The sequence below is a fragment of the Acuticoccus mangrovi genome (assembly GCF_016411865.1).
In the GTDB taxonomy this organism is placed as follows: Bacteria; Pseudomonadota; Alphaproteobacteria; order Rhizobiales; family Amorphaceae; genus Acuticoccus; species Acuticoccus mangrovi.
This window is the reverse complement of sequence record NZ_JAEKJA010000019.1, coordinates 12206-28579: the sequence shown is the minus strand read 5'-3', so window position 1 is coordinate 28579 and position 16374 is coordinate 12206. Positions and strand designations below refer to the sequence as shown.

16 protein-coding genes are annotated in these 16374 nt (G+C 69.8%); 9 read left to right on the top strand and 7 right to left on the bottom strand.

What is annotated here, in order from left to right:
• Positions 1–223 precede the first annotated feature (223 nt).
• The 5 genes from JCR33_RS18405 to JCR33_RS25665 all read right to left on the bottom strand — a co-directional run bounded on the left by JCR33_RS18405 (position 224) and on the right by JCR33_RS25665 (position 5116).
• The gene (locus tag JCR33_RS18405; RefSeq protein WP_198883590.1) at positions 224–448 is read right to left on the bottom strand and encodes a DUF2093 domain-containing protein; all 225 of its coding nucleotides are present in this window, start codon (positions 446–448) and stop codon (positions 224–226) included.
• A complete protein-coding gene (locus tag JCR33_RS18400; protein WP_211110405.1) occupies positions 445–1167 on the bottom strand; it encodes an aldolase in 723 nt (240 codons plus the stop codon). The genes JCR33_RS18405 and JCR33_RS18400 overlap by 4 nt, the downstream gene beginning before the upstream one ends.
• A gap of 123 nt (positions 1168–1290) precedes the next feature.
• On the bottom strand, positions 1291–2448 hold the full coding sequence (locus JCR33_RS18395) for an esterase-like activity of phytase family protein (protein WP_198883588.1): 1158 nt from the start codon (positions 2446–2448) through the stop codon (positions 1291–1293).
• A 112-nt stretch (positions 2449–2560) separates the two neighbouring features.
• Complete coding sequence (locus JCR33_RS18390; protein ID WP_198883587.1) at positions 2561–3976, bottom strand: TldD/PmbA family protein; 1416 nt, start codon at positions 3974–3976, stop codon at positions 2561–2563.
• A gap of 51 nt (positions 3977–4027) precedes the next feature.
• The gene (locus JCR33_RS25665; protein WP_198883586.1) at positions 4028–5116 is read right to left on the bottom strand and encodes an invasion associated locus B family protein; all 1089 of its coding nucleotides are present in this window, start codon (positions 5114–5116) and stop codon (positions 4028–4030) included.
• 420 nt (positions 5117–5536) lie between these two features.
• On the opposite strand from JCR33_RS25665, the gene coxB reads away from it, so the two are divergent.
• The 7 genes from coxB to JCR33_RS18350 all read left to right on the top strand — a co-directional run bounded on the left by coxB (position 5537) and on the right by JCR33_RS18350 (position 12020).
• Positions 5537–6445, top strand: a complete 909-nt coding sequence (gene coxB, locus JCR33_RS18380) for a cytochrome c oxidase subunit II (protein ID WP_198883585.1) — start codon at positions 5537–5539, stop codon at positions 6443–6445.
• Positions 6446–6652: 207 nt separating this feature from the next.
• The gene (ctaD, locus tag JCR33_RS18375) at positions 6653–8248 is read left to right on the top strand and encodes a cytochrome c oxidase subunit I (protein WP_198883584.1); all 1596 of its coding nucleotides are present in this window, start codon (positions 6653–6655) and stop codon (positions 8246–8248) included.
• 183 nt (positions 8249–8431) lie between these two features.
• The gene (locus tag JCR33_RS18370; RefSeq protein ID WP_198883583.1) at positions 8432–9349 is read left to right on the top strand and encodes a heme o synthase; all 918 of its coding nucleotides are present in this window, start codon (positions 8432–8434) and stop codon (positions 9347–9349) included.
• Positions 9349–9549 (top strand): hypothetical protein, encoded by a 201-nt coding sequence (locus tag JCR33_RS25545; protein WP_198883591.1) that lies wholly within the window; start codon positions 9349–9351, stop codon positions 9547–9549. Before JCR33_RS18370 ends, JCR33_RS25545 begins: the two co-directional genes overlap by 1 nt.
• Entirely contained in the window at positions 9546–10100 is a 555-nt protein-coding gene (locus JCR33_RS18360; protein ID WP_198883582.1) for a cytochrome c oxidase assembly protein, read from the top strand. The genes JCR33_RS25545 and JCR33_RS18360 overlap by 4 nt, the downstream gene beginning before the upstream one ends.
• Positions 10101–10287: 187 nt before the next feature.
• Positions 10288–11157 (top strand): cytochrome c oxidase subunit 3, encoded by an 870-nt coding sequence (locus JCR33_RS18355; RefSeq protein WP_198883581.1) that lies wholly within the window; start codon positions 10288–10290, stop codon positions 11155–11157.
• 113 nt (positions 11158–11270) lie between these two features.
• Positions 11271–12020, top strand: a complete 750-nt coding sequence (locus JCR33_RS18350) for an SURF1 family protein (protein ID WP_198883580.1) — start codon at positions 11271–11273, stop codon at positions 12018–12020.
• A 24-nt stretch (positions 12021–12044) separates the two neighbouring features.
• Here JCR33_RS18350 and JCR33_RS18345 read toward each other — a convergent pair whose 3' ends face one another.
• A complete protein-coding gene (locus JCR33_RS18345; protein WP_198883579.1) occupies positions 12045–13016 on the bottom strand; it encodes a bifunctional riboflavin kinase/FAD synthetase in 972 nt (323 codons plus the stop codon).
• Positions 13017–13029: 13 nt separating this feature from the next.
• Complete coding sequence (locus JCR33_RS18340; protein WP_198883578.1) at positions 13030–13881, bottom strand: TIGR01459 family HAD-type hydrolase; 852 nt, start codon at positions 13879–13881, stop codon at positions 13030–13032.
• 184 nt (positions 13882–14065) lie between these two features.
• Here JCR33_RS18340 and mutL point away from each other — a divergent pair, with 184 nt between their 5' ends.
• The gene (gene mutL / locus JCR33_RS18335; protein ID WP_198883577.1) at positions 14066–15973 is read left to right on the top strand and encodes a DNA mismatch repair endonuclease MutL; all 1908 of its coding nucleotides are present in this window, start codon (positions 14066–14068) and stop codon (positions 15971–15973) included.
• On the top strand, positions 15970–16368 hold the full coding sequence (locus JCR33_RS18330; RefSeq protein WP_198883576.1) for a YbgC/FadM family acyl-CoA thioesterase: 399 nt from the start codon (positions 15970–15972) through the stop codon (positions 16366–16368). The genes mutL and JCR33_RS18330 overlap by 4 nt, the downstream gene beginning before the upstream one ends.
• The last annotated feature ends 6 nt before the right edge of the window (positions 16369–16374 follow it).

The following is a 16374-nucleotide window of genomic DNA, read 5'->3' as shown; positions in this document are numbered from 1 at the left end:
CGCCCGCGTGCTGGCGGTGTGGCAGGGCGACTGCGACAAAGAGGTAGCCGCCCGCCGCTAGAGCCGGGTCAATGAACCCGCGTTCACCGAACCGTCTCCAGCTTTCTTATCTGCGCGCGTTCCGAGCGGAAAACCGGCTCCATTTTTCCCGAACGGGCTCTGGGGTGCGCTGCGATGGGCGCGGCTCCGCCCGGCCGCGGCGGCGATACGAGCGTGCCGCGGCTCAGTCGTGCTTGTGACGGGCGTTGAACGCCTGATTGGCCGCCTCGGCGTCGACGTAGGCTTCCTGGTCGTCGACGCTCCAGTAGCGCAGCTCGGACAGCGGGATCGGGCGCCCTGTGACGGCGCAGCGCACGAAGGTGCCGGGGCTCAGCACCTGAAAATCCCCGTCGAGGTAGCGCACCTTCGCCTCGGCGCCCGGCCGGCCTGCCATCTCGTGCCGGTTCATGCCGCGGCCGGGGCGGGGTTGAGGCGCTTGAGCACGGCGAAATGCTCTTCCGCCTGCACCTTCATGACCTGACGCATCTGTCGGGCTGTATGGTCCACTTGGGCCTCCGGAATGATCTTGAGGGGGAGCCCCGTCGACTGGGCGAGCACCTGCTGGCGGGCGGCGCGCTCGAGATAATAGAGATCGTCGAACGCCTCGGCCACGGTGGCGCCGCATACCGTCACCCCATGGTGGGCGAGGAAGAACACGTCGATGTGAGCGTCGTTGCGGGCGGTGGTGGCGATGGAGGCGCCCTCCGACTCGTCGAGCGCCAGGCCGCCGAACTCTTCCACGTAGGCGATCCGGTCGTGGAAGCGGCAGGCGGTCTGATGCGCCATCTCGAGCCGGCCGCCCTCGACCATCGTCAGCGCCGTGCAGTGGGGCATGTGGGTGTGGAGCACGGCGGCGTGCCGCGGATTGGCGCGATGCGCCGCGACGTGGATGAAGCGGGCGGTCGCCTCCACCACGCCGTCGCCCTCGACCACCTGACCGTCACCGTCGATCAGCAGCAGATGGTCGGGCCGCATCTCCGACCAGTGGATGCCGTAGGGGTTGATGAGGTAGCGCTCATCGTCCCCCGGCACCACGACGGAGAAGTGATTGCAGATGCCTTCGTTGAGATCCATCGCGGCCGCGGTGCGGAAGGCGGCGGCGAGATCCTCGCGCAGTTCGGTGGTCAACGGCGGCCTCTCGTCGATCGGGAAAGCGGAAAGGGGCCGGACGGCGGCCCCACCCAGCCCCTTTACCATCCCATGGACGGCTGTCGCGAGCAAATGTGCCGGCGACAGCCGCGCGGGCGCCGGTCAGTTCGCCGCGGCCGGCTCGATCGCGAAGACGAGGAGCTGGTTGTCGCGCTCACCGTCGTTGTCGTTGAGCATGATCAGGCTGCCGCGTCCGTCCGCGAGGGTGGGGCCGAAGATCAGCGCCTCGTAGCTGAGGACGCCGTCGACGCCGTTGTCCGGGCCGACGAGATCGTCGAGGTCGAGCACCAGGCGCTTGGCGACGGGGTCGAACTCGGCGCCCTCGAGCGAGGCCGCGCCGATCACGTCGGTCGCGCCGGAGAGGTCGATCTCGAAGATCTTGATGTTGCGGCTCGGCGGGTTGGTGCCGGGCGTGTCCGGCCATTCGCGCTCGAGGGCGAGGAGGGTGGTGTCGTCGACGGCGAGGAGGTCGACGAGCGAGTTGGCACCGTTGCCCGACGTCGTGTCCTCGCGCGCGGAGACCACGTAGACGTACTCGTGCGCCGGGGCCCAGGTGCCTTCTGTGCCGTCGGTCTCGGCATATTGCACGATGCGGGCGTGGCCGATGGCGCCGTTGCCGGACTTCGAGGCGGTCCCGTCCTGCACCAGCGTGTCCTCGGGGGCGACGAAGAAGCTTCGGAAATCGGGTGCGAAGGTGAGCGACTCGAAGCCCGCCGAGCCGAAGATGCCCTGGGTGAGGCTGCCGTCGGCGCGCTGGTTCAGCGTGTGGTCGAACTTGTCGTCGATGGCGATCTCGCGGACGAAGGCGCCGTCGGTGGTGGTCTCGTGCATGAACACGGGGGTGCCGGTGCCGCCGCGGCTTTCGGAGACCCAGAGCAGCGTGTCGGTGTTCGGGTTGTAGGCGATCGCCTCCGGATCGAGGCTGCCGGGGGCGAAGCGGCCGTCGTCCGCGGTGGGGTTCTGGAAGCGGCGGCGCTCGACCCAGCTGAGGCGCGGGCTGGTGCCGTCCTCGCCGAGGTCGATGTCGAGGACGTAGAAGAGGGAATCGTCGGTGTCGTCGGAGACGCCGTAGAAGCGGCCGGGCTCGGCGGCGGCGGTGAGGCCGGAGATGCCCACCACCGGCGCGCCCTCGAAGGCCTCGGCGAACGGAACGGTGGTCTGGCCGACGAGCTCGAGCGCACCGATGGACTCGGCGCAGGCGGGGGCCGCCGCCAGTACGAGGACGGCGACGACGACGGGGCAGCGCACGGGAACAGTCATGGCGGACTCTTCGGGAGGGTTGCGTGTGCGCCGTCCCTAGGGCTTCCGCATGACACGTGTTTGAAGCCCGCTCCGGTTGGGTGACGGGCGCCCCCGCCCTCGGGTCCCCCCCTCAGGTTTCGGTGCCGCCCACCGTCATCTCATTGATGCGGATGGTCGGCTGACCGACGCCGACGGGCACCCACTGGCCCGCCTTGCCGCAGGTGCCGATGCCGTCGTCGAGCGCCATGTCGTTGCCGACGGCGGTGATGCGGGTGAGGGCGTCCGGCCCGTTGCCGATCAGCATGGCGCCCTTCACCGGCTCGGCGATCTTGCCGTCGCGAATCCGGTAGCCCTCGGTGCATGAGAACACGAACTTGCCGGAGGTGATGTCGACCTGGCCGCCGCCGAAGGAGACCATGTAGAGGCCGTCCTTCACGCCGGCGCGGATCTCCTCCGGGTCGTGGTCGCCGGAGCGCATGATGGTGTTCGTCATGCGCGGCATGATGGTGTGGGCGTAGGACTGGCGTCGCCCGTTGCCGGTGGGGAGCATTCCCATCAGCCGGGCGTTCTGGCGATCCTGCATGTAGCCCACCAGGCGGCCGTCCTCGATCAGCACCGTCTCGTGGGAGGGAGTGCCCTCGTCGTCGATGGTGAGCGAGCCGCGGCGGTCGGGATGGGTGCCGTCGTCGACCACCGTCACGCCCGAGGCGGCGACCTTCTCGCCCATGAGGCCGGCGAAGGCGCTGGTCTTGCGGCGGTTGAAGTCGCCCTCGAGGCCGTGGCCCACCGCTTCGTGGAGGAGGATGCCCGGCCAGCCGGGGCCGAGCACCACGTCGAAGGTACCGGCGGGGGCGGGCACCGCCTCGAGGTTCACGAGGGCGCGGCGCAGCGCCTCGTCGACGCCGCGCTGCCAGTGACCGTCGGCGAGGAAGCGGGCGAAGGGCTCGCGCCCACCGCAGCCGTAGGTGCCGGTCTCCTGCCGGTCGCCCTCGCCCACCATGATGGTGACGGTGAAGCGCACCAGCGGCCGCACGTCGGCGAGGCGGTGGCCACCGGCCCGCAGGATGTTCACCACCTGCCGCTCGGCCGTGAGCGACACCGACACCTGGCGCACGCGCGCGTCCTTGGCGCGGGCATAGGCGTCGACAGTGGCGAGCAGCGCCGCCTTGTCGACGAAGTCGGGGGCGGCGATGGGGTCGAGGTCGGCATAGAGACGGCGGTTGGTGCCGGCGGGGGCGACGTCGAGGGTGCCGGCCCGGTTGTGGCCGACGACGCCCACCGAGGCGACCGCCCGCGACAGGGCGTCCTCGGTCACGTCCGAGGAGTGGGCGACGGCGACCGCCTCGCCCGCCACGGCGCGCAGGCCGAAACCGTCCGACACGTCGAAGGCGGCCGACTTCATGCGCCCGTCGTCGAACACCAGGCTCTCGGAGGTGCGGTGCTCCAGGAACAGCTCGCCGTCGTCGGCGCCCGTCAGCGCCTCGTCGACGAGAGCGCCGGCGCGGGCGATGTCGAGACCGTGCCGTTCGAAGAGGTCGTCGCTCATTCGTCTACTCCTTGTGGCTGCGGCCCGGGCGCGGACGGTCTCGGCGTCCTCCTAGTCGCCGCGGGAGGGGCGGGGGCGCTGAGCAGTGGGCATCCGACCCGGCCGCGGACCGGGACGATCGGGACGGTCGGGCCGCCGGCGGGGCCCGTTGCGCGCGGGCTCGCGCCGGGGCGGCACGTCCTCGTCCTCATCGTCCGGTAGGTGGCGTTCGGGGGAGGGCGGCGCAAGGCGCGGCTGCCGGCGGTGCGCTCCGGTCAGGCGGCGCGGCGCGGTCAGATCCTCGTCCTCCTCGTCGTCATCGTCGAGCGCCTCCAGCTCGTCGAGGTCGTCGTCCTCATCGTCCTCGTCGTCGTAGCCGTCGTCGCTGTCGCGGCGGCGCTTGCGGCGGCGTCCGGCCCGCACGATGAGGGTGATCGCGCCGACGATCATGATGACGAAGATGGCGACGGCGCCGGCGACGATCGGGAAGAGGTCGTCCTCGAGCAGGCGGTCGAGGTCGGTGCGGTCGTCCGGCGGCAGCGTGAAGGAGCTGGGCTCGATGGGGGTCGCCGGCCGGTCGACCACCTCGGTGGCGGTCGCCACGGGGCCGGTGGGCGCGTCGTCGTCCACCGCGGCGCTCGGCGGCGGCGGATTGTCGAGGGCGGCGAAGCCGCTGGTGAAGCCGTTCAGCGAGATCGGGATGCCGATCCCCTCTTCCGGCGTCTGGAAGATCACGAAGGTCGCGGTGTTGCCGGCCTCGAAGCGCTCGATGAGGCCGTCGTCGAGCTCCACCTCGGCGATGCACCCTTCCGGCAGGCAGCGCACGAAGCCCGCGAGGCCGACCTCGTTGTTGTCGATGGAGAGGCCGAGGCCGGAGGGCAGCAGCACGCCGAGCGGGGCGAGCACGCGCAGGATCCGGGCCTGCCGGTCGGCGGTGCGCAGGAAGATGACGGTGAGGCCCACGTTGGCCCGGTCCTGCGCCTCGACATTCTGGACGAGGGCGCACTGTTCGGAAGGAGCACCGACGGGGCGCTCGCATCGGATTTGCCAATCGCCGTGGCGGGCGGCGATGCGGCCTTGGGCCGCGGCATCGCCGGTCGAGCCCAGCACGCCGGCAAGGAGCGCCAGGACGGCGGTGATGAGGAACACGATACGCGACATAGAGGACATCCTTCAGCGTCGCCTCATCCCCTAGCACACGTTCGCGGGCATGGTCAGGCTCTTGCGGCGAGGTCCACGACGTTGGTGCAACAGGACGCGTGACAGGTAATTTCGAAATCGTCTAAGTCTGGTTTGTCGTTCCTTCCGTCGCGGTGAGGGGGTCGGGGCGGCCCGGTGCGAAGCTTGCCCGAAGCTGGCTTTCGCGACGGTGTGTTGCGGGCCTGTCGCAGCGGATCGGCACGGCCTGTGGCAATGCTGGTGCGACGACGGTAAGGGATAAGTGTGCGGCGGTGTGCTGGCGAGCGCGGTCGAGAGGCTGATGGACGTCGGCGCGGCTTGTCGCTAGGTTCAGTACGTACCGAAATTCTTGTGATACCAAACTGCACGGCGCGCGTGCGGTGGGAGAGGATGAGGCTAGGGATGACACGAGCGCTCGCAAGGGGTGGGCTTGCCGCGGTGACGATGCTGGTGGGCATGGTCGCCGGGCTGACGGGCGCGCTGGCGGCGCAGCCTGAGCCGTGGGGCACGAGCTTCCAAGAAGCGGCCACCGACATCATGGCCCAGATCACGTGGTTCGAGCACTACACGCTGGTGATCATCACGGTCATCACGCTGTTCGTGCTCGCCCTCCTGGTGCTGGTGATCGTGAAGTTCGGCGCCAAGCGGAACCCGACGCCGAGCACCAACGCCCACAACACCATGATCGAGGTCGTCTGGACCATCGTGCCGGTGCTGGTCCTGGTGGCGATCGCCTTCCCGTCCTTCCGCCTGCTCTTCAGCGAGACGACGATCCCCGATCCGGACATCACGGTGAAGGCCTCGGCCGGCCAGTGGTACTGGAACTACGAATATACCGACGAGGCGCAGGCCGACCTGCCCAAGATCCTCTCCTACATGCTGGACGACGATCAGCGCGCCGAGCGTCAGCAGCAGTACGGGTTGACCGACCACGAGGTCCCGCGCCTGCTCGCGGTGGACTACCCCCTCGTGGTGCCGGTGAATTCCGTGGTACACGTGCTGACGACGTCGACCGACGTGAACCATTCCTTCGCGGTGCCGGCCTTCGGTGTGAAGGTGGACGCGATCCAGGGGCGCCTCAACGACACCTGGTTCGAGGCGAAGGCGCCGGGCGTCTACTACGGCCAGTGCTCCGAGCTGTGCGGCCGGTCGCACGCCTTCATGCCCATCGAGGTGCACGTCCTCACACAGGACCGCTTCGACACGTGGGCCGGTATGGCGCGCGAGGATCTCGACGACGCGACGGCGCAGCTGCTGCAGTGGCAGGCCGAGGACCGCGAGCAGGCGGTCGCGGCGCTGACCAACACGTAGTCCGGTCGGCGGCGCGGGGGTCGGCCTCGCGATCGGCGGCCAGAGGGCGGTCCGAGACCGTCCCGGAACGAGATGGCGGCGGAGCCGGTGGCGGCTCCGCGATGGGTTGACCGGGGTGCGGGCTCCGGCCGGATGACCCGGCCAGCGCACCCGGCCGAAGATGTCCGGAGTGGTGGCTCCGGCGGAATGTGAGAAACGGAGACGGTGATGGCGGACGCGGTAGCGGACCACGCACACGACCATCCGACGGGATGGAAACGGTGGGTCTATTCCACAAACCACAAGGACATCGGGACCATGTACCTGATGTTCTCGATCTTTGCCGGCTTCGTGGGCGGGGCCCTGTCCGTGGTGATGCGGATGGAGCTGCAAGAGCCCGGCATGCAGATCTTCTCCAACGCGCACCTCTTCAACGTGTTCACCACGAGCCACGGCCTCATCATGATCTTCTTCATGGTGATGCCGGCGATGATCGGCGGCTTCGGCAACTGGTTCGTCCCGATCATGATCGGCGCGCCGGACATGGCGTTCCCGCGCATGAACAACATCTCCTTCTGGCTGCTGCCGTTCTCGTTCCTGCTCTTGGTGATCTCGCTGTTCATGCCGAGCGCGCCGGGCAGCCACGGCTTCGGCGGTGGCTGGACCATCTATCCGCCGCTCTCCACCACCGGCAGCCCCGGGCCGGCGCTCGACTTCGGCATCCTGGCGCTGCACATCGCCGGTGCCTCGTCGATCCTCGGCGCCATCAACTTCATCACCACCATCTTGAACATGCGCGCGCCGGGCATGACGCTGCACAAGATGCCGCTGTTCGCCTGGGCGGTGCTCGTGACGGCGTTCCTGCTGCTCCTGTCGCTCCCGGTGCTCGCCGGCGCGATCACGATGCTGCTGACCGACCGCAACTTCGGCACCACCTTCTTCAATCCCGCCGGCGGTGGTGATCCGATCCTCTACGCGCACCTCTTCTGGTTCTTCGGCCACCCCGAGGTGTACATCCTGATCCTGCCGGGGTTCGGCATCATCAGCCACATCGTGTCGACCTTCTCGAAGAAGCCCGTGTTCGGCTATCTCGGCATGGCCTACGCCATGGTGGCGATCGGCGTCGTCGGCTTCGTCGTGTGGGCGCACCACATGTACACGATCGGCCTCTCGCCCGACACGCAGGCCTACTTCACCTTCGCCACCCTGGTGATCGCGGTGCCGACGGGCATCAAGATCTTCTCGTGGATCGCGACGATGTGGGGCGGGTCGATCGTCGTCCGCACGCCGATGCTGTGGGCGATCGGGTTCATCTTCCTGTTCACCCTCGGCGGCGTGACGGGCATCCAGCTCGCCAACGCCGGTCTCGACCGCTCCTTCCACGACACCTACTACGTGATCGCCCACTTCCACTACGTGCTGTCGATGGGCGCCGTGTTCGCGATCTTCGCGGGGTGGTACTACTGGTACCCGAAGATGTTTGGCCTGATGTACTCCGACTTCATCGGCAAGCTGCACTTCTGGGTCATGTTCGTGGGCGTGAACCTGATCTTCTTCCCGCACCACTTCCTGGGCCTGCAGGGCATGCCGCGCCGCTATGCGGACTATCCGGACGCCTTCGCCGGGTGGAACTTCGTGTCCTCCATCGGCTCCTACATCACGGTGGTGGCGATGATGATCTTCGTGTGGGGCATCGTCGACTCGATCGTGAAGAAGAAGAAGGCGGCGGACAATCCGTGGGGCGAGGGTGCGACGACGCTGGAGTGGACTCTCTCCTCGCCGCCGCCCTACCACCAGTTCGAGACGCTGCCGCGCGTGAAGTGAGGCATCTGCGGCGCCGCCGGAGCGCGGCGCCGCACCGCTGCCGATACCGGCGTCCCCACGGCCTGGGGACGTCGGCCCGTTTCCAAGCGAGCATGGGTGCCGGACGTCCGGCGTCCCGCTCCGAGAGTTTCCCGGTGATCGCCGCCCGCCGGCGCGCCGGAAGAGCGAAGGGATAACGAACGAATGTCGATCCGGGACACCGACGCCGCCGCTCTGGTGATGGAGGCGACCCCGCGCGACTTCTTCGATCTGTTGAAGCCGCGCGTCATGTCGCTCGTGGTGTTCACGGCGTTGACCGGCATGTACCTCGCGCCGGGCACGCTGCACCCGGTGCTGGCCGCCATCTCGCTGCTCGCCATCGCGGTGGGCGCCGGCGCGTCGGGCGCCCTCAACATGGGCTACGACGCCGACATCGACGCCGTGATGACGCGCACCGCCAAGCGCCCCGTGCCGGCCGGCCGCGTGTCGCGCGAAGCGGCGCTCGGCTTCGGCACCATGCTGTCGGCGGGCTCGGTGCTCCTCCTCGGCATGACCTCCAACTGGCTGGCGGCGACGCTCCTCGCCATCACCATCCTCTTCTATGTCGGCGTCTACACCCTCTATCTGAAGCGCCGCACGCCGCAGAACATTGTCATCGGCGGCGCCGCCGGCGCGCTGCCGCCGGTGGTCGGATGGGCCGCCGTCACCGGCGACGTCACCTGGGCACCGGTGATCCTCTTCGCCATCATCTTCCTCTGGACGCCCGCCCACTTCTGGGCCCTCGCCATTCTGAAGAAAGACGACTACGCCCGCGCCGGCATCCCGATGCTGCCGGTGGTGGCGAGCCGGACCGAGACGCGGCGCCAGATCCTGATCTACGCCGTGCTCACCGCCGTGTCGGGCGTGCTGCCCACGCTCTTCGGCTTCGCGAGCCCGTTCTACGCGGTGGTGGCGGCCGGGCTCGGCGCCTGGATGGTGACGCGCGCGCTGGTGCTGCGCAGCGCCGACGAGGCCGGCGAGCGGCGGGCGGCGACGCGCCTCTTCGCCGTGTCGATCGTCTACCTCTTCGCCCTCTTCGGCGCGCTGATCGCCGATCACGCGGTCGCCGGGCTCCTGTGGTGATGGCGGCCTCCGATCCGCACGGCCCCGCGTCCGGCGACGGACCGGCCGACGTGCCCCACCCCGCGATCGAGCGGGAGCGCAAGCGCCGTCAGCGCGGCCGCTCCATCGCCATCGCGCTGGTCCTCGGCGGGCTCGTGGTGATCTTCTACGTCATCACCATCCTGCAGATGGCGAACAACGCGGCGCCGGTGCCCCAATGAGCGGCGAGGCCAAGGATCGCCGCCACGGCCGCATCGCCCTCGCCTGCGCCGGCTTCGTCGCCGTCATGGTGGGCGCCGCCTTCGCCGCGGTGCCGCTCTACAGCATCTTCTGCAGCGTGACCGGGTTCGACGGCACGCCCTCCATCGCCAAGGTGGAGGCCCTGCCCGGCATCAAGGTGGGCGAGCGCAAGGTGAAGATCCGCTTCGACGCCAACGTGGCGAACGACCTGCCGTGGACCTTCACCCCGGAACAGCGCGAGCAGACCGTCCACGTCGGCGAGCTGACCGAGGCGAAGTACCGGATCACCAACACCACCGGCAAGGCCACCTTGGGCGCCGCCGTCTACAACGTGACGCCGTTCCAGGGCGGCGGCTACTTCACCAAGGTGGACTGCTTCTGCTTCGATCAGCAGCCGCTCGGCCCCAATGAGACCCGCGAGGTCACGGTGCTCTACTACGTGGATCCGGCCTTCGCCGACGATCGCGACGCGAAGGGGGTCAACGTGATCACGCTGTCCTATACCTTCTTTTCCGTCGAAGCGGGGAGCTGAGGCGGACGTGGCGAAGGGCATGACCGATGGGGCGCGGGGGTGGCGGCGCAGCCCCGGCACAAGGTCTTCGGTCGACGGGCGAGGGCGCCCGTGGCAAAAGACCACGAGGGAATTGAAGGATCGCGGGGGCGACCCCGTATGGTGCGCAACGGCCGGCCGGTGCGACACGGTCGGAAAGGGATAAACGATGGCAGCCGCGACGAAGCCGAATCACGACTATCACATCCTCCCGCCGAGCCCGTGGCCGTTCACCGGCTCGCTGGGAGCGTTCATCATGGCGATCGGCGCAGTCGGGCTGATGCGCTGGAACAAGGGCGAGTCGGTCCTGATCCTGGGCGTCGACGTCGCCGGGTGGGGAATCTTCGCCATCGGCCTCGCCATCGTGCTCGGCACCATGGCCGGGTGGTGGACCTCCACCACCCGCGAATCGCTGCACGGCGAGCACACGCCGGTGGTGAAGCTGCACCTGCGCTACGGCATGATCCTGTTCATCGCCTCGGAGGTGATGTTCTTCGTCGCCTGGTTCTGGGCCTATTTCGACGCCGCCCTCTTCCCCGGCAGCGCCGTCGAGTTCAGTCGCATGGACCTGACCGGCGGAGTCTGGCCGCCGCAGTCCATCGAGACCTTCGACCCCTGGCACCTGCCGCTCTTCAACACGATGATCCTGCTCCTGTCCGGCACCACGGTCACCTGGGCGCACCATGCGCTGCTCGAGGGCGACAAGGAGGGCGTGCGCTGGGGTCTCATCCTCACGGTGCTCCTCGGCATTCTGTTCTCGACGGTGCAGATCTACGAGTACAGCCACGCCACCTTCGCCTTCGACGGCAACATCTACGGCGGCGTCTTCTTCATGGCGACGGGGTTCCACGGCTTCCACGTCTTCGTCGGCACCATATTCCTGGCGGTCTGCCTGATCCGGGCCTCGCTGGGTCAGTTCACCAAGGAGCGCCACTTCGGCTTCGAAGCGGCCGCATGGTACTGGCACTTCGTCGACGTGGTCTGGCTCTTCCTGTTCGTCGCCATCTACGTGTGGGGCGCGAGCCCGACCACGCACTGACCGGACCGGGTCGGCGCCAGGCGGTCGACCCGCTCCGACGGCGGCGCGCCGGCGGGGCCCCCTCCGGCCACCATCATTGAGGGGCGGCCGCCGATCGCCCCTCGGAGGCAGTCGTGGCATCTCAGACGTTCCGCGTGCGGCAAGCCGTTCTGGCGCTCCTCGTCGTCGGCGCCTTCGCCGTGCTCATCGGCCTCGGCACCTGGCAGGTGCAGCGCCTCGCCTGGAAGGAAGCGCTGATCGCGGCGGCGACGGAGCGGCCGGTCGCAGCCCCCGTCGCGGCGCCCGGCCCGGCCACCTGGCCGTCCTTCGATTTCGATCGCTGGGACTATCGTCGCGTCAGCCTGACGGGCCGCTTCGACCCCGGTGAGGTGCACGCCTTCTGGGTGCTGTCGGACCAGCGCGGTCCGCTGAGCGGCCCGGGCTACGCCGTCATCGTCCCGTTCACCACTGTCGACGGCTGGCATGTGCTGGTGAACCGCGGGTTCGTGCCGGAGGAGAAGGAAGACCCCGCCACGCGACCGGGCTCCGCTCCGCCGGACGGCACGGTGACCATCGAGGCGATCCTGCGCCGTGACGACCCGCCGAACTTCGTGACGCCGGCCCCGGACCTCGACGCCCGGCGCTTCTATTCGCGCGACATCGCGGCCATCGCCGCGGCGTTCGGCCTGCCGGGCGACGATACCGCCCCCTACCAGCTCGATCTCGTCGCCGAGGAGACGCCCGCGGGCGGGCTGCCGCAGGCGGGCGAAAGCCGCATCACCTTCCCCAACAACCACCTGCAGTACGCGGTGACCTGGTACGGCCTGGCGCTCTGTCTCGCCGGCGTGGTGATCGCCGCCCTGTGGCGCCGCCGCGGCCGCTGACGCCAGCCCTCCCGGCGACGGGGCCTAGAAGTTGACGGCCCGGTCGAGGGGAGAGAGCGGCGCGAGGTCGGCGAGAGAGGCGCGCGCGTCCGCTGCGTCCTGGTGCATCTGCGTCACGAGGGCGTCGACCCCGTCGAACTTCAGCTCCGGCCGGAGGAAGCGGACGAAGGTCACCGGCATCGTCCGGCCGTAGAGGCTGTCCTGGTAGTCGAACACGAAGGTCTCGAGGAGCGGCGCGCCGTTGTCGAATGTCGGGCGGCGGCCGAAGCTCGCCACGCCGTCGCGCCAGACGTCGTCGATCTTGGCGCGGACGGCGTAGATGCCGTTCCGCAGGCCGTTGTCGTCGCCGAGCGCCTGGTTGGCCGTGGGGAAGCCGATGGTGCGACCCCGCTTCTCGCCGTGCACCACCTCCGCCTCCACCGTGTAGCGGTAGCCGAGGAGGGTGGCGGCCCCGTCGAGCTCGCCCGCCGCGAGCGCCTTGCGGATGCGGGAGGACGAGACGATACCCTCGTCGGCGTCGCCGACGCCCTCCACCACGTCGACGCGGAAGCCGTAGCTCGCCGCGGCGGCCGCCAGCCATTCGGTGTCACCGGCACGACCGGCGCCGAAGTTGAAGTTGTCGCCCACCACCACAGTGCGGGCGCCGAGCCGCTCGACCAGGATCTCGCGCACGAAGCCCTCGGCGGTGAGGCCGGCGAAGTGGGCGTCGAAGCGGGCGACGACCAGCGCGTCGAGGCCGAGGGCGGCCATCACGCGGGCCTTCACCGCCGGCGGCGTGAGGCGGAAGAGGGGGCCGCGCCCGAAGAAGGTGCGCGGATGCGGCTCGAAGGTGAGGGCGAGCGCCGGGCGTGCTTCGGTGAGCGCGCGGGCGAGCACCGCCTGATGGCCGCGGTGGACGCCGTCGAAATTGCCGATCGCGACCGTGCCGCCCTTGAGGGAGGGCGGCAGATCGTCGAGGGCGACGGAGAACGGCAGGGTCGAACGGGGCGAAGTCATGCGCGCCTTGGGGTTACCAGACGAGCCGGGTGGCGAAGTGGGTGGCCGTCAACTCCTCGGCGGCGAGACGGGCGGCGACCTTGTCGAGATCGGGGTGGCCGGGCTCGCCGAGCTCCTCGGCGTGGATGCCGTCGGTGATGAAGAGCACGTCGAGACCCTGCCGGTTGGCGCCGGTCACGTCGGTCGGTAGGCCGTCGCCCACGGCGAGGATGCGCGTGGCGTCGGGCTTGAGGCGCTTCACCTCGGCGATCGCCGCCTCGTAGATCCGGTCGTGCGGCTTGCCGAACTGCAGCACGGTGCCGCCGAGCTGGTCGTAGAGCTGGCCGAGGGCACCGGCGCAATAGACGAGCCGCCCGCCGCGCTCCACCACGATGTCCGGATTGGCGCAGATGAAAGGCTTGTCGAGCGGCACGATGCCGGCGAGCTCGGCGCGATAGTCCTCCGCGCTCTCGGTGTCGTCGTCGCGCAGACCGGCGCACATGATGGCGTCCGCATCGGCGGGGTCCTCCACCAGCGTGATGGGCAGGTTCTCGTAGAGCGGCAAATCGCGCGTCGGGCCGATGTGGTAGACCGTCCGCACGTTCTTCTCGGCGAGGAATTTTCGCACCACGTCGCCGGAGGAGACCACCGAATCGAAGGTGGTCTCGGGAATGCCGAAGCTCTTCAGCTGCGCCACCACGGGATGGGACGGGCGTGGCGCGTTGGTGATCAGCACCACGGGACCGTTCTCGCGAAAGCGGGCGAGAGCGTCGGCCACACCCTCATGCGCGGTCAGACCATCGTGGAGCACGCCCCAGACGTCGCACAGGATGGCGTCGTAGTCGTCGGCGATGGAGGAAAGACCGGAAATGAGTGTCTGCTGCATGATGGATCGACCGGCGCGTCGGGCTCGGGCCGGACGCGGTGTGAGACCTGTGGACGGTTGGCGGATGGAGGGTGCACGAACGCTCACCCTCGCCGGGGTGGCCTAGCGCAAACGGCGCCAACATCATAGACCACGAGGGGCGCATGGCAGCCCTTACCGTCGGCATTCGGATCGCGAGGAGGTGATGGGCGACACCGCTGAGATCTCCCGGGCCACACGGCCGGTCCGCCGGCTCGACGATCGGCTGATCGACAAGATCGCCGCCGGCGAGGTGGTGGAGCGGCCGGCGAGCGTGGTCAAGGAGCTCGTCGAGAATGCGCTCGACGCCGGCGCGCGGTCGATCGACATCGCCATCGAGGCGGCTGGCGTCGGCCTCATCCGCATCGCCGACGACGGGCACGGCATCGCCGCCGACGATCTGCCGCTCGCCGTGTCGCGCCACTGCACCTCCAAGCTTTCCGACGCGGCCGGCCTGTCGGCGATCCTCACCATGGGCTTCCGCGGCGAGGCGCTGCCCTCGATCGGTGCGGTGGGGCGGCTCGCCATCACCTCGCGCCACCGGGAGGCGGACGGGGCGTGGCGGATCGCCGTCGATGGTGGACGCACCGCGCCGCCGGAGCCCGCCGGTCGCGGCGTCGGCACCACGGTGGAGGTGCGCGATCTCTTCCACGCCACCCCGGCGCGGCTGAAGTTCCTCAAGGCGGAGCGCACCGAGACGGCGGCGATCAGCGACACCGTGAAGCGCCTCGCCCTGTCGGCGCCCGGCGTCGGCTTCACCCTCGTGATGAACGGGCGCACCACCGAATATCCGCCCGGCAGCACAGCGGAGCGGGCGCGGCAGGTGCTGGGGCCGGAGTTCGCCGAGGAGGCGATCGCGCTCGCGGCGGAGCGGGAGGGGATCCGCATCACCGGCCACCTGGGGCTGCCGACCTCGGGGCGGGCGAGCTCGCAGCACGCCTATGCCTTCGTCAACGGCCGCGTGGTGCGCGACCGGCAGATCACCCAGGCGATCCGCGCCGGCTATCAGGACGTGATGGCGCGCGACCGGCACCCCGTGGCGGTGGTGTTCATCGAGATCGATCCGGCGGCCGTCGACGTGAACGTTCACCCCGCCAAGGCCGACGTGCGCTTTCGCGACACCCAGGCGGTACGGGGGCTCATCGTGTCCTCGATCCGCCGGCACCTCGCGGAGGCGGCGCCGCGCGCCTCGCGGGGGATCTCCAACGCTGCTCTCGCGGCCTTGTCGCAGCGCCCGGCGCCGGCCGCGCCGGCCGCGTCGTCCACCGAGGCCGATCCCGAGCTCGGCTTTGACGAAGAGGTCGCGGCCTGGCGCTCGCCGACGCCGAAGAAGCGCGAGAGCGGCGGCGGCAGCGCCCGCTTTTCACTGCCTCCCGGCGCGCGCGCCTTCATGCGCTCCCAACCCGCACCGGCGCGGCCCGAGCCTGCTGCGCCCGCTCCGGGCGGGGCGACGGCGCCGGGCGGGACGATGGACGAGGCGGGGGACGAGGCGGACCATCCGCTCGGCGCGGCGGTGGCGCAGGTCCACGGCAACTACATCCTCGCCCAGACCGAGGCGGGCATCGTCCTCGTCGACCAGCACGCCGCGCACGAGCGGATCGTCTACGAGGCGCTGAAGGAGGCGGCGGCGAGCCGCACGCCGGCTTCGCAGGGGCTGCTCATCCCGGAGGTGATCGAGCTCGCGGCGGACGACGTCGGCGCCCTCGAGGCGCACGCCGACACCTTCGCCGCCTTCGGGCTGGTGCTCGAGGCGTTCGGCCCCGGCGCCGTCGTCGTGCGCGAGACCCCGGCGGCGCTCGGCAATTTCGACGTCCCCCGGCTGGTGAAGGAGCTCGCCGACGAGATCGGCGAGTGGGGCGAAGCGATGGCGCTCGAGGCGCGGCTCAATCACGTCGCCGCCACGATGGCGTGCCATGGTTCGGTACGGGCCGGCCGGGCGCTGCGGCCGGAGGAGATGAACGCCCTCCTGCGCCAGATCGAGACCACGCCGGCGGCGGGACAGTGCAACCACGGGCGGCCGACCTTCGTCACCCTGTCGCTCGACGAGATCGAGAAATTGTTCGAACGGCGATGAGCTTTCGCTTCCCCATCCGCGTCTATTTCGAGGACACCGACTTCTCCGGCCGGGTCTATCACGGGGCCTACGTGCACTTTCTGGAGCGCGGACGCACCGAGTGGCTGCGCGCGAAGGGGGTGGACCACGTCGCCCTCGCCGCCGCCGATCCGCCGCTCTTCTTCGCCCTCCGGGAGATGACGCTGCGGTTCCGCGGGCCGGCCGTCATCGACGATCTCCTGGAGGTGGAGACGCGCGTCGCCGGGCAGAAGCGGGCGGTGATCCTCCTCGACCAGCGTGTCCTCAAGGCCGACACCGCGATCGTGGAGGCCCGCGTGGAACTCTGCCTCATCGACGCAGCCGGCCGCCCGGCCCGCCCGCCGCAGGCCGTCCGTCAGGCCGTGATGGACGGCTAGGCGCGC